General features: G+C 62.1%; 23 protein-coding genes. 11 read left to right on the forward strand and 12 right to left on the reverse strand.

Annotation, left to right across the window (positions count from 1 at the left end; genetic code table 11):
- Positions 1 to 160: 160 nt before the first annotated feature.
- Positions 161 to 1,471 carry an urea ABC transporter substrate-binding protein gene (gene urtA / locus NKJ04_RS04070; RefSeq protein ID WP_352673623.1) on the reverse strand — a complete coding sequence of 437 codons (1,311 nt, stop codon included), beginning with the start codon at positions 1,469 to 1,471 and terminating at the stop codon, positions 161 to 163.
- Positions 1,472 to 1,771: 300 nt separating this feature from the next.
- On the opposite strand from urtA, the gene NKJ04_RS04075 reads away from it, so the two are divergent.
- Entirely contained in the window at positions 1,772 to 2,185 is a 414-nt protein-coding gene (locus NKJ04_RS04075) for a hypothetical protein (RefSeq protein ID WP_352673625.1), read from the forward strand.
- Positions 2,186 to 2,251: 66 nt separating this feature from the next.
- Here NKJ04_RS04075 and NKJ04_RS04080 read toward each other — a convergent pair whose 3' ends face one another.
- The 3 genes from NKJ04_RS04080 to NKJ04_RS04090 form a co-directional block, all read right to left on the reverse strand.
- Positions 2,252 to 3,823, reverse strand: coding sequence for a GMC family oxidoreductase (locus tag NKJ04_RS04080; RefSeq protein WP_352673627.1), 1,572 nt, complete (start codon positions 3,821 to 3,823; stop codon positions 2,252 to 2,254).
- Between the two features lie 46 nt (positions 3,824 to 3,869).
- Positions 3,870 to 4,400: a gluconate 2-dehydrogenase subunit 3 family protein gene (locus NKJ04_RS04085; protein ID WP_127268967.1), complete on the reverse strand. Its 531-nt coding sequence runs from the start codon at positions 4,398 to 4,400 to the stop codon at positions 3,870 to 3,872.
- An 81-nt stretch (positions 4,401 to 4,481) separates the two neighbouring features.
- Entirely contained in the window at positions 4,482 to 4,877 is a 396-nt protein-coding gene (locus tag NKJ04_RS04090; protein WP_352673629.1) for a VOC family protein, read from the reverse strand.
- 208 nt (positions 4,878 to 5,085) lie between these two features.
- Between NKJ04_RS04090 and NKJ04_RS04095 the strand changes: the two genes are divergently transcribed.
- Positions 5,086 to 5,391 (forward strand): ribbon-helix-helix domain-containing protein, encoded by a 306-nt coding sequence (locus NKJ04_RS04095; RefSeq protein WP_023813015.1) that lies wholly within the window; start codon positions 5,086 to 5,088, stop codon positions 5,389 to 5,391.
- 10 nt (positions 5,392 to 5,401) lie between these two features.
- Here the strand turns inward: NKJ04_RS04095 and NKJ04_RS04100 are convergent, their stop codons facing one another.
- Complete coding sequence (locus NKJ04_RS04100) at positions 5,402 to 5,839, reverse strand: VOC family protein (protein ID WP_352673631.1); 438 nt, start codon at positions 5,837 to 5,839, stop codon at positions 5,402 to 5,404.
- A 580-nt stretch (positions 5,840 to 6,419) separates the two neighbouring features.
- On the opposite strand from NKJ04_RS04100, the gene NKJ04_RS04105 reads away from it, so the two are divergent.
- The 4 genes from NKJ04_RS04105 to NKJ04_RS04120 all read left to right on the forward strand — a co-directional run bounded on the left by NKJ04_RS04105 (position 6,420) and on the right by NKJ04_RS04120 (position 10,027).
- Positions 6,420 to 6,782, forward strand: a complete 363-nt coding sequence (locus tag NKJ04_RS04105; RefSeq protein WP_352673633.1) for a gluconate 2-dehydrogenase subunit 3 family protein — start codon at positions 6,420 to 6,422, stop codon at positions 6,780 to 6,782.
- 139 nt (positions 6,783 to 6,921) lie between these two features.
- On the forward strand, positions 6,922 to 7,044 hold the full coding sequence (locus NKJ04_RS04110; protein ID WP_352673634.1) for a hypothetical protein: 123 nt from the start codon (positions 6,922 to 6,924) through the stop codon (positions 7,042 to 7,044).
- 2 nt (positions 7,045 to 7,046) lie between these two features.
- Positions 7,047 to 8,813: a GMC family oxidoreductase gene (locus NKJ04_RS04115; RefSeq protein ID WP_352673636.1), complete on the forward strand. Its 1,767-nt coding sequence runs from the start codon at positions 7,047 to 7,049 to the stop codon at positions 8,811 to 8,813.
- A complete protein-coding gene (locus NKJ04_RS04120) occupies positions 8,810 to 10,027 on the forward strand; it encodes a cytochrome c (RefSeq protein WP_352673637.1) in 1,218 nt (405 codons plus the stop codon). Before NKJ04_RS04115 ends, NKJ04_RS04120 begins: the two co-directional genes overlap by 4 nt.
- Positions 10,028 to 10,032: 5 nt before the next feature.
- Here the strand turns inward: NKJ04_RS04120 and NKJ04_RS04125 are convergent, their stop codons facing one another.
- Together NKJ04_RS04125 and cckA are read right to left on the reverse strand one after the other, a co-directional pair.
- On the reverse strand, positions 10,033 to 10,740 hold the full coding sequence (locus NKJ04_RS04125; protein ID WP_023813020.1) for a purine-nucleoside phosphorylase: 708 nt from the start codon (positions 10,738 to 10,740) through the stop codon (positions 10,033 to 10,035).
- 86 nt (positions 10,741 to 10,826) lie between these two features.
- Entirely contained in the window at positions 10,827 to 13,400 is a 2,574-nt protein-coding gene (cckA, locus tag NKJ04_RS04130; RefSeq protein WP_352673638.1) for a cell cycle histidine kinase CckA, read from the reverse strand.
- 223 nt (positions 13,401 to 13,623) lie between these two features.
- Between cckA and NKJ04_RS04135 the strand changes: the two genes are divergently transcribed.
- Positions 13,624 to 14,364: a hypothetical protein gene (locus tag NKJ04_RS04135; RefSeq protein WP_352673640.1), complete on the forward strand. Its 741-nt coding sequence runs from the start codon at positions 13,624 to 13,626 to the stop codon at positions 14,362 to 14,364.
- On the opposite strand, the gene NKJ04_RS04140 is transcribed toward NKJ04_RS04135, so the two are convergent.
- The gene (locus NKJ04_RS04140; RefSeq protein WP_352673641.1) at positions 14,352 to 14,522 is read right to left on the reverse strand and encodes a hypothetical protein; all 171 of its coding nucleotides are present in this window, start codon (positions 14,520 to 14,522) and stop codon (positions 14,352 to 14,354) included. The genes NKJ04_RS04135 and NKJ04_RS04140 overlap by 13 nt on opposite strands.
- A 54-nt stretch (positions 14,523 to 14,576) precedes the next feature.
- Complete coding sequence (gene dksA, locus NKJ04_RS04145; RefSeq protein ID WP_013531862.1) at positions 14,577 to 14,993, reverse strand: RNA polymerase-binding protein DksA; 417 nt, start codon at positions 14,991 to 14,993, stop codon at positions 14,577 to 14,579.
- Between the two features lie 332 nt (positions 14,994 to 15,325).
- Between dksA and NKJ04_RS04150 the strand changes: the two genes are divergently transcribed.
- The 4 genes from NKJ04_RS04150 to NKJ04_RS04165 all read left to right on the forward strand — a co-directional run bounded on the left by NKJ04_RS04150 (position 15,326) and on the right by NKJ04_RS04165 (position 19,149).
- The gene (locus NKJ04_RS04150; RefSeq protein WP_127295923.1) at positions 15,326 to 15,829 is read left to right on the forward strand and encodes a SixA phosphatase family protein; all 504 of its coding nucleotides are present in this window, start codon (positions 15,326 to 15,328) and stop codon (positions 15,827 to 15,829) included.
- 63 nt (positions 15,830 to 15,892) lie between these two features.
- Entirely contained in the window at positions 15,893 to 17,371 is a 1,479-nt protein-coding gene (locus tag NKJ04_RS04155) for a YcjX family GTP-binding protein (RefSeq protein WP_352673642.1), read from the forward strand.
- Positions 17,368 to 18,459: a YcjF family protein gene (locus NKJ04_RS04160; RefSeq protein WP_023813026.1), complete on the forward strand. Its 1,092-nt coding sequence runs from the start codon at positions 17,368 to 17,370 to the stop codon at positions 18,457 to 18,459. Before NKJ04_RS04155 ends, NKJ04_RS04160 begins: the two co-directional genes overlap by 4 nt.
- Before the next feature lie 135 nt (positions 18,460 to 18,594).
- The gene (locus tag NKJ04_RS04165; protein ID WP_023813027.1) at positions 18,595 to 19,149 is read left to right on the forward strand and encodes a hypothetical protein; all 555 of its coding nucleotides are present in this window, start codon (positions 18,595 to 18,597) and stop codon (positions 19,147 to 19,149) included.
- Positions 19,150 to 19,215: 66 nt separating this feature from the next.
- Here NKJ04_RS04165 and NKJ04_RS04170 read toward each other — a convergent pair whose 3' ends face one another.
- From NKJ04_RS04170 to NKJ04_RS04180, 3 genes are all read right to left on the reverse strand, one after another.
- Positions 19,216 to 19,482: a hypothetical protein gene (locus NKJ04_RS04170; RefSeq protein WP_127295927.1), complete on the reverse strand. Its 267-nt coding sequence runs from the start codon at positions 19,480 to 19,482 to the stop codon at positions 19,216 to 19,218.
- A 182-nt stretch (positions 19,483 to 19,664) separates the two neighbouring features.
- The gene (locus NKJ04_RS04175; RefSeq protein ID WP_352673644.1) at positions 19,665 to 20,873 is read right to left on the reverse strand and encodes an MFS transporter; all 1,209 of its coding nucleotides are present in this window, start codon (positions 20,871 to 20,873) and stop codon (positions 19,665 to 19,667) included.
- A gap of 60 nt (positions 20,874 to 20,933) precedes the next feature.
- Positions 20,934 to 21,923, reverse strand: a complete 990-nt coding sequence (locus NKJ04_RS04180) for an AraC family transcriptional regulator (RefSeq protein WP_023813030.1) — start codon at positions 21,921 to 21,923, stop codon at positions 20,934 to 20,936.
- Positions 21,924 to 22,047 lie beyond the last annotated feature (124 nt).

Raw genomic sequence — 22,047 nt, forward strand, 5'->3', positions numbered from 1 at the left:
TCATCTACCTCCGCTATTTGTGGGGCTCGGATTTTTTGTTATTCTCGTAACAACCGGGTTTTGGGTTTGTTTTAACCGCTTTATTTTTGTGGGGGGGGTGGGTCGGGGGTTTTTGGCGGCCGGCACGCGCGCGGTCTGACTAGGTCAGCCCTGGGAGGGATCAGTTCGTGCCCTTGCCGCCGCACTTGCCGGTGGCAACATTGAAGTTGCCGCAGGACAGAGGCGCGCGCCAATCGGAGATCAGGTCCTTGGAATCAGGCAGATAGTCGGACCATTCGTCGCCCATCACCAGGCCCGGCGTGCGCGACACGGTTTCGAACTGGCCGTCGGCCTGGATTTCGCCGATCAGCACCGGCTTGGTGATGTGGTGGTTCGGCATCATCGTCGAATAGCCGCCGGTCAGGTTCGGCACCGACACGCCGATCATGGCGTCGATGACCTTGTCCGGATCGGTGGTGCCGGCCTTCTCGACCGCCTTCACCCACATGTTGAAGCCGATATAATGGGCCTCCATCGGGTCGTTGGTGGTGCGCTTGTCGTTCTTGATGAACTTGTGCCAGTCGGCGATGAACTTCTTGTTCTCGGGCGTATCGATGCTCTCGAAATAGTTCCAGGCAGCGAGATGGCCGACCAGCGGCGCGGTGTCGAGACCTGCAAGCTCTTCCTCGCCGACCGAGAAGGCCATGACCGGAATATCCTCGGCCTTGATGCCCTGGTTGCCGAGTTCCTTGTAGAACGGCACGTTGGCATCGCCGTTGACGGTCGAGACGACGGCGGTCTTCTTGCCGGCCGAACCGAACTTCTTGATCGCTGAAACCTCGGTCTGCCAGTCGGAGAAGCCGAACGGCGTGTAATTGACCATGATGTCTTCCGCCGCCACACCCTTGGCCTTCAGATAGGCTTCGAGGATCTTGTTGGTGGTGCGCGGATAGACGTAGTCGGTGCCTTCCAGCACCCAGCGCTTCACCGAACCGCCATCCTCGCTCATCAGATAGTCGACGGCCGGGATGGCCTGCTGGTTCGGCGCAGCACCCGTGTAGAACACGTTGCGTTCGCTTTCCTCGCCCTCATACTGGACCGGGTAGAACAGGATATTGTCGAGTTCGGAGAACACCGGCAGCACCGATTTGCGCGACACCGAGGTCCAGCAACCGAACACCGCCGCGACCTTGTCCTTGGAAATCAGTTCGCGCGCCTTTTCGGCAAACAGCGGCCAGTTGGAAGCCGGATCGACGACGACCGCCTCGAGCTTCTTGCCGAGCAGGCCGCCCTTGGCGTTCTGCTCGTCGATGAGCATCAGCATGGCGTCCTTCAGCGTCGTCTCCGAAATCGCCATGGTCCCCGACAGCGAATGGAGAATGCCGACCTTGATCGTGTCGTCGGCGGCCTTCGCCGGAGCGGACATCAACAGGCCGGCGGCGACCACGCTCGCCGAAAACACTTTTGTTATTGTCGAGAAATTACCCCTCATATTACGGACTCCCAAGCTGGTTGATTGCACCGCAACACTACAAAGCAACCCCCATGCCAACCGCTCTGGCAATCCCGAAAGGGCACAAATAAATTAGAGATATCAGCACCTTGGAATATAGGGCTTACAAAACAAAGAGAGGTGGCCAGAAATCGATTGAGGGAAATTTGCGCAGCTGCTGCCTATTTTTCGATCATTTGCCAAATCTGCCTAGATTTTGATCTCACCAGTGCCTCAGGCGACCGATGTTGCGGCGCGGTGCAAAAATAGGGCAAGCTCGCTCTTCAAGCGAGCGACGTCATGGTTTCAGGTATTTCACGTATTTTCATCGGCATAGTACTTCTGACGGCAGCAACCGGGGCAGCGCGAGCCGATTTCAGCGACGGCAAGATGCCTGACGGCGCCTATCATTGCGAAGTGTACCTGCTTGGCATGTTCCTCAGCCTCGGCGACATCACCATCAAGGGGAACGTCTACAGCGGCCCGGTCTACACCAGCCTCCGCGTCTTCGACCCCGTGCAGCAGGGCTATAACTATCAAATGGACGCAAACGGCGTGATCTCGTGGCTGGGTCCATTGGGCGGCTATACCGCCGGCGGCAATTCGCTGTCGCTGACCCAGGCGACGCTGGACGGCGAAACCGTGCCCTCCTTCGACATCATCATGAAGCAGCCCGACGGCGCCTTCACCGCCTCGACCTGCACCAAGCAATGAGGCGGCAAGGAAAAAAGGCGCGGAACCATGCGGGTTCCGCGCCAGCAGTCTGTCGGGAGGATGTGACTAGATCGTCTTGGCCGACATCTGCGCGGCGATGTAGTCGGCCTGGCGGATCGCGAGCGACACGATCGTCAGGGTCGGGTTTTCGGCGGCCCCGGTGGTGAACTGGCTGCCGTCGGACACGAACAGGTTCTTGATGTCGTGCGCCTGGCCGTGCTTGTTGACGACGCCGTCTTCCGCTTTCTCGCTCATCCGGTTGGTGCCGAGATTGTGGGTCGACGGATAGGGCGGCGTCGGGAAGGTGCGGGTGGCGCCGACCGCATCGTAAAGTGCCGTAGCCTGTTTGTAGGCGTGGTTGCGCATCGCGGTGTCGTTCGGATGGTCGTCGAAATGCACGTCGGCGATCGGCATGCCGTGCGCGTCCTTTTCGTCGGTATGCAGCGTGATGCGGTTCTCCGCACGCGGCATATCCTCACCGACGATCCACAGGCCGGCCATGTGGTCGTAGTGATCGAGTGCGGTGGTGAACGAGCGCCCCCAGGCACCCGGATCGAGGAACGCCGCCATGAACGGCAGGCCGAGCGACAGCGTCTCGAACTCGTAACCACCCACGAACCCACGAGACGGATCGTGCCGCGCCTCGTCGCGGATGATGCCGGCCATGGTCGTGCCGCGATACATGTGCACCGGTTTGTCGAAGATGGCATAGACCGAGCCGGTGGTGTGACGCATGTAGTTCTTGCCGACCTGACCCGACGAGTTGGCAAGCCCATCGGGGAATTTTCCCGACGCCGAATTGAGCAGCAGCCGCGGGCTCTCGATCGAATTGCCGGCAACCGCGACGATGCGGGCCTTCTGCTCCTGCAGCTTGCCGTCCTTGTCGGCGTAGACGACGCCGGTCACCTTTCCGCTAGCGTCGTGGTTGATCTTGATCGCCATGGCGTTCGGCCTGACTTCGAGATGGCCTGTCGCCTCGCCCTTGGGGATCTCGGTGTAGAGCGTCGACCATTTGGCGCCCCATTTGCAGCCCTGGAAGCAGAAGCCGGTCTGCTGGCAAGACATGCGGTCGTCACGATCGACCGAATTGATCGCCATGTTGCCGGTGTGGCATTCCTTATAGCCGAGCTTGTCGGCGCCGGCCTTCAGCACCTTGAAATTGTTGTTGCCCGGCAGCCGCGGCCAGTCATTGGTGCCGGTGACGCCCATCTTGGCTTCAGCCTTGGCATAGTAGGGCTCCAGCTCGGCCAGCGTGATCGGCCAATCGAGCAGGTTGGCGCCTTCCAATTTGCCGTAGGTCGACAGCGTCTTGAACTCATGCTCCTGGATGCGCAGCGAGGCTCCGGCCCAATGCGTGGTCGAACCGCCGACCGACTTGACGATCCAGGCCGGCAGGTTCGGAAAATCCTTGGCCACACGCCAGTCGCCGGACGTGGTGCGCTTGTCCGTCCAGGCGAGCTGGCTGAACGAACCCCACTCGTCATTGACGAAATCCTCATATTCGTGGCGCGCGCCGGCTTCCAGGATGACGACGTCGACACCTTTCTGGGCGAGCTCGTTGCCGAGCGTACCGCCGCCGGCGCCCGAGCCGATGATGACGACCACGCCGTCGTTGTTCAGATCAAATGAAGCTGCCATGGTTTCCTCCCATGATTTCTGTTTGCGGGTTCAGGAACGACGGGGCTCAGAGCCACTCGATGTCGTCGAAACCGCGCGCGATGTAGCCGCCCTTGGAATAGGACTCGCCCTCGTAACCGAAGATCGGCCACACCTCTTTCTGGTTGTAGAGGCTGACCACGAGGCCGCCTCTGATGGCCTGGAAGAACGGCGTCGCCTCGATTTGCTTCAGCACGGCGACGCGCTGGTCCTCCCAGCCAAGGCCGCGGTAGCCGCCGTCACCGGACTTCTTGTCGAGGTCGGCGATGCCATCCTCGAGCATCGTCTTGTAGGCGGCGTCCTTGCCGGCCTGCTCGTCATGGCCCTTCACGGCAATGGCGTAATATTTGTCGGGAACCTGATCGTGCGGATAGATGTCGCGCGCCATCTGGATCAGCGTCGCCATGGTTTCGGGCTTGAGCGCCGATGTCTCGAGCCCCCAGGCATGTTCAGGGCTGATGACGGCGCTGCCAGAGATGACGAGCAGCGCGCCGATGCCGCCGCGTTTGAGAAGCTCACGACGGGAAAGCCCGGGCTTCGCGTCATAGATCGTGACCATTTTATTCCTCCCTGCTTGCTATGTGCACTGTTGAGAGTGCGTTTGCTGGCGCCGCACCTGCCGGCGCGGCTGCTATGTCTCCTATTGGAAGCGACCTGCGCGTTGCAGAACCTCGATCTTGTAGCCGTCGGGATCCTCGATGAAGAAAAAGCGGGCGATCAGCGACCCGTCGCGATTGAACTCGACGATCTTCTTCGGATTAAGGCCAAGCGCACCGAGACGGTCATGTTCGCTGTCGAGGTCGGCGACCGAGACAGCGAAGTGACCGTAGCCGTCGCCGAGCCCGTAAGGCTCTTGCCGATCCTTGTTCACGGTCAGTTCGAGCTCGAACCCTGCCTCGGCATTGCTGAGGTAAATGAGCGTGAATGTCTCGAAATCCAGCCTGTCGGCGACATTGAGCCCGAAGGCGTTTCTGTAGAAATCGACCGATCGGGCCTCGTCGAGAACCCGGATCATACTGTGTATCGCCTTGGCCAAATCAGTCTCCGCGCTGGTGTGGAGGCGATTATGCGCGGCACGGGAAAAAGGTGGTGGCAGCCGGTTACCACGCCCGCAGCCGCGAACGGGACGAAAGTCCGATTGCCGGACCGGCAATTTTGCCCGAGAATGCATGTGGGGACAGGTCAAGCAGTATCAAACTGCACGCCCGTCCACCCAAAACCAACAATCATGGGAGGTTTGTCGGATGTGCAGGGTGTTTGCGGGCCAGGATCCCGAAGGCTATCGCCAGATCAACCGGTCGATTCGCATCGACGGCCACTCGACCAGCATCCAGCTTGAAGGAACATTCTGGGCGTTGCTCGACGAGATCGCCGAGAACCAGAACCTGACGACGCCGAAATTCATCTCCAAGCTCTATGACGAAGCCATAGAGATCAACGGCGCCATCCCGAACTTTGCGTCGATGCTGCGCACCACCTGCGCGCTCTATCTGCGCGGCCATCGGCCAGGGATGGATGAGCAGATGGTGCCGAAGCGGGAGGCCGCTTAGCGTATTGCGCTCAGCTGAGTTCTTGGGCGAGCCCGATGAGAAGCCCTCCAGGCCCTCGAATGTAACATAGCCGATACACGTCTCTATACTGGACGACTTCGCCTTCGAGCCGCGCACCGCGATTGCGGAGCCTTTCGAGCATCCCGTCAATGTCGTCCACAGTGAACATGACGCGGAGGTAGCCCAGGGCGTTTACCGGGGCGTTGCGGTGATCCGCGACGACAGGCGGCGTGAGGAAACGGGACAGTTCGAGCCGGCTGTGGCCGTCCGGCGTCCGCATCATGGCAATCTCGACGCGCTGATCGCCCAGTCCCGTGACACGTCCGGCCCATTCTCCTTCGATCGTAGCCCGCCCTTCGAGCTCAAGGCCGAGCTCGCCAAAGAAACCAATCGTCTCTTCAAGGTCATCGACGACGATTCCTATGTTGTCCATCCGTTTGAGCGCCATGGTGTTCAGTCTACAAGGTGTCGTCCAGGTCGTAAACTCATTAGCCTGCTTGCCAGCTGAGCAAGTATGATCAAGGGATCTTGAGAGCCTGGTGATGCGTCGCGGTGGGCCTGGCATTGACCGCGACCTCGAACGCCACCCGGTCAGTGGCTGGTTCCTGATTCATGCCTGATGGCACGACGCTGTTTCTATCGGTCCAGGATCCGGGCAGGTAGGCCGGATGCTTCGCGGGATCGTGGCCCGACTTCCGGGCAGCCATCCGGCTTCAACAACACACCCAGACCCGATCGGCAGTTGACCGAACCCTCGCTAACGATTTTGTGATGTGGTTGACGAGGCCATTTTCATCTCGCAGTCTATCGGCATTCGGTCTGCGGATTAAACTAACTATCGTTGTCATGATTACTTTGGCACCACTTCCCGAGCGCGTTCTCTTATTTTCGAGATTCCTAATATGAACCATCGCAATCCTGTTCGAATGAATCGGCGTCTTTTCCTGTCCTCGGTCGCAATATTTACGGCAACCGCGACATCGGCCGGTTTTGCGCGATCGTTCTCGGGCACTTTGCCCTGGACGCCAATGGCATCCGATCCACCCACGCAGGTCGTGGCCGGCGGCTGGCACTTTTTCTCAGCCCAGGAAGCAGCCCTTGTCGAGGCGATCGTCGACCGCATCATTCCGGCCGACGAGCTCAGCATGGGCGGCAAGGAAGCCGGTTGCGCCGTCTATATCGACAGGCAGTTGATGGGGGCGTTCGGAGCGTCGAGCCGGCTTTACACGCAAGGCCCGTTTCTGCCTGGACTGCCCACCCAGGGCTATCAGGGCGAGGCCAATCCGGCGCAGCGTTACCGCACCGGGCTTGCCGCCATCGACGCCTTCCTGAAACAGCGGGACGGCAAGACATTCGTCGAGCTCGCACCGGCGAACAGGATGCCTTCCTGACGGCAATGGAGGCCGGGAAAGTCGACCTGCCCAATGGCGTCAAGGGTCCCGGTTTCTTCGGGCTTCTGCTGCAGAACACCATGGAAGGGTTTTTGCCGACCCCGTCTATGGCGGCAACAAGGACATGGTCTCGTGGCGCATGCTTGGTTTTCCAGGTGCCCGCTACGACTACCGCGACCATGTCAGCAAACACAATCAGCCATATCCGCAGCCGCCTGTCTCGATCATCGGGCGTCCCGAATGGCTCGGCAAAGGCGCCTGATCATGACCAAGATACTGCCTCGCAAAGACGTCGTGATCGTCGGCCTCGGCTGGACGGGATCCATTCTGGCCCACGAATTGACCGATCAAGGCTTGGACGTGGTGGCCATAGAGCGCGGCCCCTGGCGCGACACGGCAACCGATTTCAACATCGGCTATGCGCAGGACGAGTTGCGCTACAGCATCCGGCGCGACCTCTTCCTGCAGCCGACCGTCGAAACCATGACGGTGCGCAATGATCCGTCGCAGAAGGCGCTGCCGATGCGCGATTTCGGCTCCTTCCTCCCCGGCAACGGCGTCGGCGGCGCCGGCGTCCACTGGAACGGCCACACCTGGCGGTTCTGGGATTCGGACTTTCAGATAAAGACCAATCTGACGAAGAAATACGGTGCATCGAGAATCGCCGATTTCCAGGTCGAGGACTGGGGCGTGACCGGCGCGGAGATGGAGCCCTATTACGACCAGTTCGAGTATCTGGCAGGCATCTCGGGCAAGGCCGGCAATATCAAGGGGCAGTTGCAGGAAGGCGGCAATCCGTTCGAGGATCCAAGGTCGCGGGATTATCCGAACCCGCCGATGCAGATGACCTACGCGCCAACCCTGTTCGCCGAGGTCGGCCGGTCGATCGGCCTGCATCCCTTCCCGACCCCATCCGCCAACATGTCGCGGGCCTATGTCAACCCGCTCGGCATCGCCATGGGTCAATGCACCTATTGCGGGTTCTGCGAACGCTTCGGCTGTGCCAACTATTCGAAGTCGAGCGCCCAGACCACCGTCCTTCCCGTGCTGATGAAGAAGTCGAATTTCGAGGTTCGCACCGACAGCGAGGTTCTGCATGTCGATCTGGCTCCCGGAGGCAAGTCGGCGCGCGGCGTCACCTATGTCGACACGTCAGGCGAGGAATATTTCCAGCCGGCCGATCTGGTGCTGCTGTGCGCCTACGGCCTGCACAATGCCCGGCTGATGATGCTGTCCGGTATCGGCAAGATCTACGATCCCGGCAGTGGCGAAGGAACGGTTGGGCGCAATTACTGCTACCAGACAAATGCCGGCGTGCAGGTGTTCTTCGACGACAAGAACTTCAACCCGTTCATCGCCGCCGGCGCGCTCGGCCAGACGATCGACGATTACAATGGTGACGCGTTCGACCACGGCGCGCTGGACTTCGTCGGCGGCGCGGGCATCAACTGCATTCCCACCAACGGGCGCCCGATCGGAACCAGGCCGACCTTGCCCGGCACGCCGAAATGGGGCAGCGCCTGGAAGAAGGCAACGGTCGAGGGTTACAGGAGCACGCTTGGCTACTCGTCCCAGGGAAGCAGTTACGCGACGCGCAACAACTACCTCGACCTCGACCGGACCTACAAGGACCGTTTCGGTCGTCCGCTGATGCGCATGACGTTTGATTTTCCCGACAATGACATCCGCATGTCGAACTATGTCTGCGACCGGATGGAGGAAATCGCCAAGGCGCTCGGCGGCAAGCAGTACGCCGTCGGCCGCCGCAAGAAGGGCTGGGACAGCGTCCCCTACCAGAGCACCCACAATACGGGCGGCGCCATCATGGGAACGGACCCGAAGAAGAGCGCGGTCAACACCTTCCTCCAAAGCTGGGACGTCCCCAATGTCTTCGTCATCGGCGCGTCGGCCTTCCCGCAGAATGCCGGCAAAAACCCGACAGGAACCGTCGGCGCGCTCGCTTTCCGCGCCGCCGATGCCATCCGCAATCAATATCTGCGCAATCCCGGTGCACCCCTGGTGCAGGCATGAACAAGCTCGTTTTCACGCTCGCCATCGGCGCCGCGGCCTTCAACGCGGGCCCGGCACGGAGTGCCGACCAGGCGGACCAGATCATACGTGGACAGTATCAGGCCGTACTCGGCGACTGCGCAGGCTGTCATACGCAGGCCGGGGGCAAACCGCTGGCTGGCGGACTGCCGCTCGAAACGCCGTTCGGCATGCTTGTCCCGCCCAACATAACCCCCGACGGCGAAACGGGCATCGGCAATTGGTCGGAAGCCGATTTCCGCAGCATGATGAAGTCAGGCATCGGCCACAATGGCGTGCGGCTCTACCCCGCAATGCCCTACCCCGCCTATACCAGGATGAACGATCGGGACATTTCCGACCTGTGGGCCTATCTGACGACGGTTGAACCGGTATTGAACAAGGTCGAGGCCAATCAGCTGCCCTTCCCGTTTAACATCCGGCTGGCGATGCTGGGCTGGAATGCCCTCAACTTTACCGAGGCAAGCTTTCAGCCGGATTCCTCCAAGTCGGCGGAGTGGAATCGCGGCGCCTATATCGTCCAGGGTGCAGGACATTGCGGCACCTGCCACTCGCCCAAATCTTTCCTTGGCGCCGACAAGGACAGCGAGTTCCTGCAAGGTGCCTCCCTGCAAGGCTGGTTTGCCCCCGACATCACCAACAATGCGCAATCGGGCCTTGGGAAATGGTCTCAGGAGGATCTGGTCCAATACCTCAAGACCGGCGTCAACGCGCATTCGATTGCATCAGGTCCGATGGCGGAGGCCATCGAGAACTCCACGTCGAAAATGACCGATCCTGATCTCAAGGCGGTTGCAGTCTACCTCAAGAGCCTGGGCTCGGATTTCGACAGCGTCCAACCGGCAAAGCCTGACGCGACACGGATGGCAACGGGCGAGGCAATCTATCGCGACAATTGCTCGGCTTGCCATGGTGGAGATGGTGCCGGGTCAGGCGTGCTTTTCCCTTCCCTTGCCGGCAATTCGATCGTCGCGCAGGGCAGTTCCGAAACATTGGCCCGGCTCGTCCTTGCCGGCAGCCAGGCCGTGCACACGGCTGATGCACCGACTACGCCCGCCATGCCCTCCCTGGCCTGGCGCCTGAAGGACCAGGAGGTCGCCGACGTCCTGACCTATGTGCGCGCCAGCTGGGGCAACGCCGCCCCGGCGGTCGCCTCCGACGATGTGGCAGCCGTGCGCAAGCAATTGCTCCCGTAACTCGGCTAGCTCTCGGCTGCGACAGCGAGCGCCAGACGGCTCATGTCTGCGAACAATTCCTGGCGCTCGGAATAGTCGGTCTGTTCGCCGGTCTCGATGTTGTCGACCACGACACACATCGACAGCGCACGCGCTCCGAAATGCTCCGATATGCGATAGAGCGCGCTGGTTTCCATATCCACGGCCAGGGCTCCTTCCGCCCGCGCAACGGCAAAACGGGCGCGCCCTTCCGGGTGATAGAAGATGTCGCTGCACACCGTCAGGCCGGCATGATGGTCGATGCCGAATTCTACCGCCTTGGCCAGTGACGATGCGAGGAGCGCCGGGTCGGGGCCAGCGGGTCCGTAAAGACCGAAAACCTGGCCGCTCTGGGCGCTTTCCGCCTGTGCCGATTGTGAGATGACAAGGCTGCGCAGTTTTGCCTTTGCGGTCAGGCTGCCGCAGGTGCCGGTGCGGATCAAGGTCCGGGCGCCATAATGGTCCAGCAGTTCATGCGCATAGATCAGAAATGATGAAACGCCGATGCCCGTCGCCTGAATGCTGATGGACTTGCCACGAAACAGCCCGGTGAAGCCAAGCGTGCCGCGGCGGCGATTGATGCAGCGCGGCGCTTCCAGGAACGTTTGCGCCATCCACTCGGCACGCTGCGGATCACCCGGCAACAACACCGTGTCGGCGTAGTCGTCCTTGTCCGCTTCGTTGTGCGGCGTCACAAGTTGCTCCCCTAAGCCTTCCTGCCGTTTCACCCGCAATCATGGCGTTGTCACGGCGTTGTGCAAGGAGGAACATGGGAAAGGCTCTAAGACTCCAGCACGTCCTTGACGATCGTCGCCAGTTGCTTGAGCGAAAACGGCTTGGGCAGAAAGCCGAAATGCGCATCTGCTGGGAGGTTTCTGGCGAATGCGTCCTCGGCGTAGCCGGACACGAAGACGAACTTGATGTCCGGCTGGCGCTTGCGCAATTCACCAAGCAGTGTCGGTCCGTCCATTTCCGGCATGACCACGTCGGAAACGACGATATCGACCTTGCCGCCCAGCGCCTCGAACACTTCCAGCGCCTCGACGCCCGACGATGCCTCGTGCACGGTGTAGCCACGCGAGGTCAGCGCCCGCATGCCGCCCATGCGCACGGCATCCTCGTCCTCGACGAGCAGCACCGTGGCCGAGCCCGACAGATCCTTGGCCGGATCGGCGACCTTTGCCGGCGCCGCCGGTGCATCGCCGGGCTCGCCTGCTTTTTTCGCTTCGGCGATGTGACGCGGCAGGAAAATGCGGAAAGTCGAGCCTTTGCCGACTTCGGAATCGCAGAAGATGAAGCCGCCGGTCTGCTTGATGATCCCGTAGACCATCGACAGACCAAGGCCGGTGCCCTTGCCGACTTCCTTGGTGGTGAAGAAGGGCTCGAAAATCTTCTTCAGCACGTCGGGCGCGATGCCGCTGCCGGTGTCCTCGACTTCGACCACGACATAGTCCGCCGGGGCGAGTTCGCGGTAGGAAAAGACCTTGCACTCCTCGGCGGTCACATTGCGGGTGCGCACGGTGAGATCGCCGCCCGCCGGCATTGCGTCGCGCGCGTTGACCGCAAGGTTGACCACCACCTGCTCGAACTGCCCGATATCGACCTTGACCGGCCACAGGTCGCGGCCATGGTCGACCTTCAGCTTGATGTCGTTGCCGACCAGGCGGGCGAGCAGCATCCTGAGATCGGCGAGCACGTCGGTCAGACTGAGCACTTCCGGCCGCAACGTCTGCTTGCGCGAGAAGGCCAGAAGCTGCCGCACCAGCGAAGCCGCCCGGTTGGCGTTCTGCTTGATGTTCATGATGTCGGGGAAGGAGGGGTCCGACGGACGGTGGTTGGTCAACAAAAGGTCGGACGCCATGATGATGGCGGTCAGCACATTGTTGAAATCATGCGCGATGCCGCCGGCAAGCTGGCCGACCGCCTGCATCTTCTGGCTCTGCGCCATCTGCCCTTCGAGCGCTTTCTGCTCCGTCGTCTCGACGGCGTAGACGATGGCCGACTCCTCGGCGCCCTCGCCGCCGGTGCCGTCGGCGACGGCGTTGACGTAGAAGCGGATGTGCCGTTCGTCGTTGCCGGGCAAAAGCGTGTCGATCGGCTCGATGTCGGCCTGCCGCTGCTGCGCTTTCTCGAAGGCAGCCGCGAAGGCCGGCCGGTCGCGTTCGTGGATCACCGTGTCGAGCCGTACGCGACGGTCGACGGCGTCGCGATCGACGACAGACGAAAACAGCGACAGGAACGGCGCATTGGTACGCAGGATGCGCCCATTGTGGTCGACGCCGGCGATTGCCATCGGTGTCGAGTTGAAGAAGCGGGTGAAGCGCACTTCCGAAGCCCGCAAATCGGCAGAGGCATCCTCGCCTTGCGTGCGGTTGAGCACGATCGTGCGTGTCGGCCCGTTCAATCCTTCGCGGCTGGCCGAAACGCGGTGCATGAAGCGCACCGGCAGCGCTTCGCCCGTCATGGTCGTCAGGTCGAGATCGATCACCGCGTTGCGTGTGGTGCCCGGGTCGGCCTTGACCGAGCGGACCAGCGCCATGCCGTCGCCGGCCACGATCTCCGAGAGAGACACGGCACCGGGCGTGAAGCTGGTGAGGTCGATGCCCAGCCATTCGGCGAGCGTGGCGTTGATGTAGGTGACGCGGCCCTCCTGGTCGGCCGAAAAAAAGCCGGCCGGCGCGTGGTCGAGGTGATCGATCGCCTTCTGCAGGTCGAGGAAGAAGCGCTCCTGCTCGGCCCGCTCCTGCGAGATGTCGGCAAGCTGCCAGGCCAGCATCGGCAGCCGCTGGCCCGGAACGCTGAAGGCGCGGGCGCGTGCCCGGTACCAGCGGGCGCCCGGCTCGGCACCGGGCCGAATGGACTGCGCGAGCCTAAACTCGCCGTCGCCCGGCTGGCCGTCGCGCAGGCCGGACGCCAGGCGATAGATCGTCACCGAGGCTTCGGGGACATCCGAGAGCAATCCCTCGACGGTCTTCAGGTCGGCAGCGGACGATGCTCCGGTCATATCCGCATAGGCGCGATTGGCGTAGACGACGCGGCCCTTGGTGTCGGTGACGAGAAGCCCCTGCGACATCGAATCGACGAAGGATTTCGACAGTTCGTCGCCTGTCGAGCGTGGCGTGACCTGCACGAAGCCGATCGCTGTGGCAAACAGGAAGCCGACGCCGATCATCGCCAGCACGCCGAGCATGCCGAGCAGGAAGGGGTCGCCGAGGCGCTCGCGGAAAAGCCCGAAGACGATCGCCGCCCCCGTCAGAACGACGATGAAAATGATAAGCCGGGTGACCGCGCCAGGTCGCGTATTCTGGTCGACGATCGGTACCGGATAGAAATCGCCGCGCGCTTCCTTGGCCATGTGCCCCCTGCTCGTGAATTCCGGTGTTCCGACACCCGCCCCTAGCGGGTTGAATCACATTCTCCTAGTCCGGAAAAGGCCTGGGCGGAAAATGTCGGATAAAAATGATGTCTTCCAGGCTTCGGAGTTTTTCTAGCTGTTCACCAGCGTGAAACGCAACTTGCGGTGGCCCGCTGCAACGGTCTAGTGTCTCGTCACTTCCAAGGGCGATCAGGGGAACCCAATGCAATGGCTCGATAGCGTGGCAGGTCCCGGTTATGCCGCAGCATTGTTGTGGACGTTTGCAGCGCTTGTCCTGCTGGTTATCGTTCTCGTCATCATCAAGCTGGTGCGCAACCTGACATTCGGAACCTTCGTCGCCGGTGGCCGGAACCGCAAGACGCGACTGGCCGTCATGGATGCCACCGCCGTCGACAGTCACCGCAGGTTGGTGCTGATACGCCGCGACGACATCGAACATCTGCTTCTGATCGGCGGCCCGACCGACGTCGTCGTCGAGCGCGATATCCGGCTTTCGGCGCTACGCCGGCCGGCATTGACCGGAGATGGCGGCTTGCAGCCGGTTCCGGCCGCCGCGGCCCCGGCAAGACCGCGTCCGCCGCAACCCGCTCCGCCGCCGCCAAGACAGGCACCCGCTCCACAGCCGGTGAACACGACGCCGCCCGCCCGCCCGCGTCCAACAGCGCCGCCGGCACCCGCACCGAAGCCGGCAACGCAAAGCTACCAGCCGACCAATGTCACGCCGTTGCCCGCCTACGGCTCCGCCAACGCCAACACCGCCCGGCACGCGCCGCCACCACCGCAGCCGGTGCAGGACAGCATCGACGACACGCTGATGAGGGAACTCGAAGTGTCGCTGGACCAGCCCCGTTCGGGCGGCCCCGTGGGCAAGCCGGCGGCGCCGCCGTCGCTCGACGACGAGATGACCAAGCTTCTCGGCGAACTCTCCAGTCAGAAGAGATGAGCGACCGCCGGGTCGCTATCACCGCGAAACATCGTCGCCGGTCCACTGGTCCACTGCCGAACCACCTCGTCCGAAGCGCCAAATACCAAGGGTTTGCTGCCTTCGCCCGCCCTGAGCGGTAGATCCGCACCAATAAAAATGGCCGGAAAACCGGCCATTTCAGAATCGAGTTCGTTCGAGGACAGCCGGCCGTGAGCCGCCGGCCTTGACCTTCAGTCGTCGCGATAGACTTTTTCGCGGCGCTCATGCCGCTCCTGCGCTTCGATCGACAATGTCGCGATCGGACGCGCATCGAGCCGCTTCAGCGCGATCGGCTCGCCGGTCTCTTCGCAATAGCCGTAAGTGCCTTCGTCGATGCGCTGCAGGGCGGAATCGATCTTTGCGATGAGCTTGCGCTGACGGTCGCGGGCCCTGAGTTCGATGGCGCGGTCGGTTTCCGAAGAGGCGCGATCGGCCAGATCGGGGTGGTTGGCGTTTTCTTGCTGCAGGATTTCCAGTGTTTCGCGCGCTTCGCGCAATATGTCATTCTTCCAGGTGACGAGCTTTGAGCGGAAGTAGGATTTCTGCCGCTCGTTCATGAACGGCTCGTCTTCGGAGGGTACGTAATCGGCGGTAACGATGTCGTTCATTCGACTCACCCAAACTGCCCCAATTTTGGCGCCTATATATTCGTCGTCCGACGCCTGCACAAGCGCAATCGGCCGCTGTTTCACGCAATTGTTAAAGTACCCCGCCACGCACTTTGCAGCCGCGTACGGTCGCTTTGGTACAAACTCCGCCGAGACACTTTGGATCCGGTGGCTCATGCTTTCCGAGATCGGCCGTGATCCCGGGGCCGATACGCAAGCGCCTTTTGCAGCAAGCAGCATTGGGTGATTCGCCGTGTTTGAAGAGCACGGGCCATTGTGCGCAACGCCGTTCTCGTGGCTAATCCCGGGAGGCTTCGGCATTCGGAGGTTGGGTGAGCAGGCTTTATCTGTTGCGACATGCCAAGGCTGGCTGGGCACTGCCCGGCATGCGGGATTTCGATCGCCCGCTCGATGCGTCCGGCCGCGCCGATGCCGAAATGGTGGGGGCCGCCATGCGCTCCCGCCTCTATGTTCCGGACCGGACGCTCTGCTCCAATGCCAAGCGCGCCAAGGAGACGCTGGAAGGCCTGGCCGGCCAGACCGACACCGGCCGGGTTCTGTTCTTCGACGCGCTCTACAGCGCGGACGCGGCCGGGTACCTCCACCTTATCCGCGACAATGGCGGATCAGGCTCATTGCTGGTCATTGGCCACAACCCGATGATGGAAGACCTCACCATGGCAGTTTCGGGCGACGGCGACGAGACCGCGCGGGTCACGCTGAACCATGGGTTCCCGACCGCGGGCCTGGCGGTCGTCCGCTTCGACGGCGATCTTGCCAGCGCCGCCCAAGGCACCGGTTATCTCGAAGCGTTCCTGACGCCGGCCGATCTCTGAAGCCATTTCAAAGCCTGGTTACAGAGCCTATATCGGACGGACCGAAGTCCGAGAGAGCAAATTTTGGCATCATCGCTGACCACCTTCACCGACGAGGCGAGGATTGCCCTCGACACGCTATCGGGCCGCGCCACCGGGCTTTTTTCCCCATCGCTGCGCCTCGGCGTGACGGGATTGTCCCGCGCCGGCAAAACGGTGTTCATATCGGCCCTTGTCCACAATTTGATCCATGGCGGCCGCCTGCCGCTGTTCGAGGCGCAGAAATCTGGGCGCATCGCCCGCGCCTTCCTCGAGCAGCAGCCCGACGACGCGGTGCCGCGTTTCCAGTACGAGGACCACATCGCCGCCCTGGTCAACGATCGTGCCTGGCCCGATTCGACGCGCGCCATTTCGGAACTGCGGCTGACCATCGAATATGAATCGGCTTCCGGCTGGAGCCGCATGTTTTCCTCCGGCAGATTGTCGGTCGATATCGTCGACTATCCCGGCGAATGGCTGCTCGATCTGCCGCTGCTCGGCAAATCCTTTGCCGATTTTTCGCAGGAAGCCTTCGAAATGGCCGTTCTGCCGGTGCGCGAGGACCTTTCGCAGAGCTGGCGGGCGTTGTCGTCCGGGATCGATCCGAACGCCGACGCCGACGAGATGACGGCGCGCCGCCTGGCCGAAAGCTTCGCCGCCTATCTGAAGGCCTGCAAGCTCGACGAGCGTGCGCTTTCGACCTTGCCGCCCGGTCGTTTCCTGATGCCGGGCGATCTCGAAGGCTCGCCGGCACTGACCTTCGCGCCCCTGGCCGGGATCGGCGACAGGCGTCCGCGCGCAGGGTCGCTGCACGCCATGATGGACAGGCGCTATGAGGCCTACAAGACGCATGTCGTCAAACCCTTCTTCCGCGAACACATCACGCGCCTCGATCGCCAGATCGTGCTGATCGACGCCATGCAGGCGCTGAACGCCGGCCCCGGCGCCATGGCCGACCTGGAACGCGCGGTGACCGAGATCCTCAGCTGTTTTCGCCCTGGCCGGGGCAGCTTCCTCACCGATCTGTTCTCGCGGCGCATTGACCGCATCCTGGTTGCCGCGACCAAGGCCGACCATCTGCATCACGAAAGCCATGACCGGCTGCAGGCGATCGTGCGGCGGCTTGCCGACCGCGCCGTGGCACGGGCGAATTTCACCGGCGCCGACGTCGATGTGGTCGCCATAGCGGCGGTGCGCGCGACGCGCGAAGGCACCGTCAAGCAAGGCCGAGAGACGTTGCCAGTCATTATCGGCACGCCGATCGCCGGCGAGAAGATCAATGGCGCAACCTTCGATGGAAAGACTGAAACAGCCATATTTCCCGGTGATTTACCGGAGAAAATTGATGCGGTTTTTGATCTTTCGGGAGCCGATCACAAGCAGGATGCCGCGGACCCTGCAATCCGCTTCGTCCGTTTCCGTCCCCCAAAGCTAGAACGCACGGCCGAAGGTATCACCCTGTCGCTGCCGCATATCAGGCTCGACCGTGCCTTGCAGTTCCTGATCGGAGATCATCTGGCATGACTGCGCCCCGCAAGCCGGCAGCGTTCCGCATCGAGCCGGAAGCCGAACCAAGGCAAGAGGCGCCGCAGGCGCGCCGTGCCCAGGCCGATGCCCAGCGCAAACCCCGCGCGATGAAGGCCGATGTCGCGATGGTCATCCCGGCGGAAGTCGATGTCTTCGACGAGCCTGACATCATTGCCGCGGAGCCGCCGCCGGCGATCGCCCCCAGAAAACGCTCACTGCTCGGCAGCATCTTCTTCGGCGCCTTTGGCGTGCTGGTTTCGCTAGCTGTCGGCCTGTGGACCGACCAGCTCATACGCGACCTCTTCGCGCGCGCCGAATGGCTGGGCTGGCTGGCCGCGGGCATGGCTGCCATCGCCGTGCTGGCGCTTATGGTGATCCTGATTCGCGAGTTCCTGGCGATCGCCCGCCTTGCCGAGGTCGAAAAACTGCAGAAGCGTGCGCTCGACGCGATCGCCCGCGACGATCCCAAGGCTGCACGATCGGTCGTCGACGAATTGTCGGCCTTTGTCGCGGCCAAACCCGAAACCGCGGCCGGCCGGCGCGCGCTGGCCGAACTGCGCGGCGAAATCATCGACGGCGGCAATCTCGTGCGCTTGGCCGAGGCTGAAATTCTCGGACCACTCGATGCCAGGGCGAAGGTGATGATTCTCGAAGCCGCCAAACGCGTTTCGCTGGTGACGGCGGTCAGTCCACGCGCACTGGTCGATGTCGCCTATGTCGTGTTCGAGGCCGGGCGGCTTATTCGCCGCCTGTCAGAACTCTATGGCGGACGGCCGGGAACGCTGGGTTTCTTCCGCCTGGCGCGCAGCGTGCTGGCGCATCTGGCGGTTACCGGCTCGATCGCGATCGGCGACAGTTTCGTCCAGCAGATCGTCGGCCACGGCCTGGCCGCGCGCCTTTCGGCCAAGCTTGGCGAGGGCGTCGTCAACGGCATGATGACGGCACGCATCGGCATTGCCGCGATGGAGACGGCGCGACCCCTGCCCTTCAGCGCCGCCAAGCGTCCCGGACTTGGTGATTTCCTCTCGGCGCTGACATCGTTCGCAACCAGGAAAGATGGTGAAACGACCCCATCCGGCAAGTGAGCCGGGCTGGAGTGTCTGGACCTTCGGAATTGTTACCGGACTGCTTTGCGGCGGCCCCGCGGTGACGAAGCATTAACCAATCTTGTTCATGGTCAGACGGGTTCCAAACAGCATCTTTGTTGCCGGGTGTCGTCGATGAAAAGCGTAATTCTATCCAGTGTCCTGCCCCTGGCAACGGTGATTACGGCAGTCGTCGGCATTGCCGGAGTGGCCTCTGCGGCCGAGCCTGACAAGCAGTTCTTCCAGTCCGCCGAAGGCAAGTGGATCGGTCCCGGCGAAATCGTCGCCGGCAAGTACAAAGGCACGAAGTTCAACTGCAGCTTCACCGGCTCGACGCCCGACGGCAAGGTCGGCATGTCGCTCGACGGCGGCTGTCGGGTCGGCATGTTCACCCAGCCGATGTCGGCCAAGATCGAGCGCAAGGGCCGTGAGGGCTACAAGGGCAGCTTCATGGGTGGCGCGACCGGTTCCGGCCTCGACATCATCGGCGGCAACGTCGTCGATGCCCGCAAAGTGGTCTTTACCATCAACCGCAACCAGCTGCGCGGCGTCATGCAGGCTCGCATCCCTGACGACAATTCGATGACGGTGACTATTGCCGTGCGCGTCGACGACCAGCTGGTGCCGGTGATCGGCATGAGCCTGAAGCGCGTCGACGCGGTCGAAGTCGGCTCCATCGCGCCGAACTGAACAATTCAAAAGAAAAGGCGGCGACCCAACGGTCGCCGCCTCGTTTGATCCAATCGAATCAGGGCGTTAGCCTTTGATCGTGGCCGTCAGTTCGTCATAGGCCTTGCAGGAGTCGGCCAATGTCGTAGCGCCCTGATACTTGGTTGTCACCGCCTGGACCTTGGCCGTCAGATCAGCCGCTTTGGACGGGTCCTTGGTAATCGCTTCCTGAAGTGCTGCAGCCATGTCCTGCGCCTTCTTGGTCGCGATCTCCGCCGTGCACTCAGGCGCCTTCGAGCAAGCCGAACCGGCAAGCACCGCCAGGCCGACGGCAACAAACAAAAACTTCTTCATGTCAGTCATCTCCTCAAAAAGGGCGCGACTTGATCGTCGATCACCCTCCAATGGCCGAAGCCGAGCGTCCTTAGCCTTCGATTGCGGCAAGATGCAACGTGTTCCCGGCCTCAACTTGTGTATCGCGCCTGCAACATCGGCGGCGGCCTGGATTCAGGCTATTTTATCAGCGGCAGCAAAGTTCAGCTGCGCGGCTGCAGCAGCGCCAAGACGGCGGTCGATGCGGCAAGGATAGCAGTCAGAGTCAAAGGCCCAGTCGCGCCATAGGTGTCCACGACATAGCCGCCGACAACCGCGCCGATGGTGATGGCAATTTGGAAAGAGGTGACCATCAGGCTGCCCGCTGCCTCCAGCGCATCAGGCGCCGCGCGCGACATATTGGTCGGCAGCACCACCGGCGCCATGCCAAAGGCGAAACCCCACAGCGTAACGAAGCCGAAGGCAACGCCGATATGCGAGCCCCAAAGCACCAAAGTAAGTGCCGCAACCGCCATCAACGCTGCGGTGACTGCGAGGGCCATGTGGATGTTGATGTCGGCCATGCGGCCGCCGGCAACATTACCGATCACGGCAGCGATGCCAAACCCGAGCAGAGCCAGGGCAATCGGTCCGGTTGTAAGGAGTGTCACCTGTTCGAGGAAGGGACGCACATAGACCGAGCCGGCAAAATGCCCCGTCATCAGCAAAACAATAGCCAACATGCCGAGTTGGATGCCGCGCCGCCGGGTCAGCCGAAATACATCTGCAAGGCTGTTGCTTGCCGTTGCAGGCAAGGTCGGCAGGCTGAGAAACTGCAGCAGCATGGCAAGCGCGGCCAGCCCCGCCGTCATGGCCATGGCACTGCGCCACCCTATCCAGTCACTGATCAGCGCGCCCATCGACGGTGCGGCAATGGTGGCAAGCGAGACGCCGAGGGTGACGATCGCCATGCCCCGACCTGTCGCATTGGCGCCAACCAGCCTCGCCACGACGGCGACCGAAAGTGCCCAGAAAGCGCTGAGAGCGATGCCCAGTCCGGCCCGGCCCAACAGCAACAGCCAGAAATCGGTCGCCAGCGCCGCCAGGATATTGGAACCGACCGCAAGGGCGCTGAGACCAACCAGCACCGCCTTGCGGTTCAAGCGGCCGATGAGAACATTGCTCAACATGGCCGTCACGGCGCCGACGGAAGCGGTGGCGGTGACGACCTGGCCGGCCGTCCCCTCGCTGATGCCGAGATCGCGTGCCATTGGCGTCAGCAGACCTGCGGGCAGGAATTCGGCAGACACCAGGGCAAAGCTGGTGGCCGCCAATGAAATGACCGCGAACCAAGTGGCTGCGCTCCACGCGGCTGGTGCATCGGCATCAAGGCCAATCGCCGCGTCTTCAAGCTGTAATGTTGTGTCAGTCACGGAAAGATCTCCAAAGTTTGGAGGTCTTAAATAGGCGAGTCCGCTCGGATGATATGTATCTTAGAATCCGAAATTCATATCCATTCGTCCGGGAATTGTGCGACGCACAACGCCCGGCGAGACATTGGTGATGCGCTTGAACGCTCGCGCGAAGGATGCCTCGGAATCATAGCCCAAACGGGTAGCGACTTCGGCAACCGACAAGCCGTTTTGGCCCAGCAATTCGCGGGCAAGCTGCATACGCAGGCGGGCGAGATAGTGTGCGGCACCCTCTCCCAATACCGCACTGAAACGCTCGGCGAAAATCGAACGCGATTGGCCTGCCACGCCGGCCAGGCTTCCCAGCGTCCAGTTGTGGCCGGGGTCGCGGTGCATGGCCGCCAAAGCGCGGCCTATATGGGGGTCGCGGATGGCTGCGAGCCAACCGGTGGTCGAGGCTCCGTTGCAATTGACCCAGCAGCGTATGAGCCGGGCCGTTAGCAAGTCGGCCATACGCGACAGAATCGTGGCGCTGCCCATCTGCGGTTGCGAGGCCTCCACCGTCATGGCCGCCAGCAAAGGACCGACGACCGGGTCATTGCCGGCCACGTCGCAACCCTTGATGACAGGCGGCATCAACGTGATCAATGGGTTGAGCGCATAGGAGTCCAAGGCCATGGAGCCGCAGAAAAGGGTGCTCGTCGCTCCCGTTCCTTGCCGTACCACTTCGCAGACGTTGCCCCCCAACTTGATCACCTGGCAACCTTCGAGCGAGTCCCCTGCAACGTCCGGCGCGCTGGCCAGCCGATGGGCGATGCCTTGCGGCAGCAGCACCAGATCGCCATCGCGCAACTCCTGCCAGCCTTGCGATTCAGTATGAATCCAGCACGGGCCCTGGCCGACAAAGTGAAACCGAAGCAGCTGTTGTTGCGGAAAGTCTATGCTCCATGGGTGCCGGAGCTCGCAGCGACCATAGTTGACACCACTCAAGCGAAAGTCTTGTAAAACTTCGCTGAGCGCATCCATCGGGATATGTGGCGTCGAAGACGGCCGGGACGAATAGTCAGGCATATACGAGATATAGATGCCGAACGTCCGACAGGCAAGCGGGGACCGTTGTTCCACCAGGGGAACCGCTGCAACGGCACCCTACCTTTCCCGGCAGATTTCTCGCCTTGCCTCCCGCTCCAACTGC

The sequence above is a fragment of the Mesorhizobium sp. M0618 genome, assembly GCF_040320765.1.
Lineage (GTDB): Bacteria > Pseudomonadota > Alphaproteobacteria > Rhizobiales > Rhizobiaceae > Mesorhizobium.

What these genes read in the sequence shown, in the direction of transcription:
- NKJ04_RS04105 (WP_352673633.1), top strand. Translation starts at nt 6,420, where the DNA reads ATGGCATCCGATCCACCCACGCAGGTCGTGGCCGGCGGCTGGCACTTT.
- NKJ04_RS04075 (WP_352673625.1), top strand. Translation starts at nt 1,772, where the DNA reads ATGGTTTCAGGTATTTCACGTATTTTCATCGGCATAGTACTTCTGACG.
- cckA (WP_352673638.1), bottom strand. Translation starts at nt 13,400, where the DNA reads ATGGCCAAGGAAGCGCGCGGCGATTTCTATCCGGTACCGATCGTCGAC.
- NKJ04_RS04115 (WP_352673636.1), top strand. Translation starts at nt 7,047, where the DNA reads ATGACCAAGATACTGCCTCGCAAAGACGTCGTGATCGTCGGCCTCGGC.
- NKJ04_RS04180 (WP_023813030.1), bottom strand. Translation starts at nt 21,923, where the DNA reads ATGCCTGACTATTCGTCCCGGCCGTCTTCGACGCCACATATCCCGATG.
- dksA (WP_013531862.1), bottom strand. Translation starts at nt 14,993, where the DNA reads ATGAACGACATCGTTACCGCCGATTACGTACCCTCCGAAGACGAGCCG.
- NKJ04_RS04135 (WP_352673640.1), top strand. Translation starts at nt 13,624, where the DNA reads ATGCAATGGCTCGATAGCGTGGCAGGTCCCGGTTATGCCGCAGCATTG.
- NKJ04_RS04160 (WP_023813026.1), top strand. Translation starts at nt 17,368, where the DNA reads ATGACTGCGCCCCGCAAGCCGGCAGCGTTCCGCATCGAGCCGGAAGCC.
- NKJ04_RS04100 (WP_352673631.1), bottom strand. Translation starts at nt 5,839, where the DNA reads ATGGCGCTCAAACGGATGGACAACATAGGAATCGTCGTCGATGACCTT.
- NKJ04_RS04085 (WP_127268967.1), bottom strand. Translation starts at nt 4,400, where the DNA reads ATGGTCACGATCTATGACGCGAAGCCCGGGCTTTCCCGTCGTGAGCTT.
- NKJ04_RS04140 (WP_352673641.1), bottom strand. Translation starts at nt 14,522, where the DNA reads ATGGCCGGTTTTCCGGCCATTTTTATTGGTGCGGATCTACCGCTCAGG.
- NKJ04_RS04095 (WP_023813015.1), top strand. Translation starts at nt 5,086, where the DNA reads ATGTGCAGGGTGTTTGCGGGCCAGGATCCCGAAGGCTATCGCCAGATC.
- NKJ04_RS04170 (WP_127295927.1), bottom strand. Translation starts at nt 19,482, where the DNA reads ATGAAGAAGTTTTTGTTTGTTGCCGTCGGCCTGGCGGTGCTTGCCGGT.
- NKJ04_RS04080 (WP_352673627.1), bottom strand. Translation starts at nt 3,823, where the DNA reads ATGGCAGCTTCATTTGATCTGAACAACGACGGCGTGGTCGTCATCATC.
- NKJ04_RS04165 (WP_023813027.1), top strand. Translation starts at nt 18,595, where the DNA reads ATGAAAAGCGTAATTCTATCCAGTGTCCTGCCCCTGGCAACGGTGATT.
- urtA (WP_352673623.1), bottom strand. Translation starts at nt 1,471, where the DNA reads ATGAGGGGTAATTTCTCGACAATAACAAAAGTGTTTTCGGCGAGCGTG.
- NKJ04_RS04120 (WP_352673637.1), top strand. Translation starts at nt 8,810, where the DNA reads ATGAACAAGCTCGTTTTCACGCTCGCCATCGGCGCCGCGGCCTTCAAC.
- NKJ04_RS04110 (WP_352673634.1), top strand. Translation starts at nt 6,922, where the DNA reads ATGCTTGGTTTTCCAGGTGCCCGCTACGACTACCGCGACCATGTCAGC.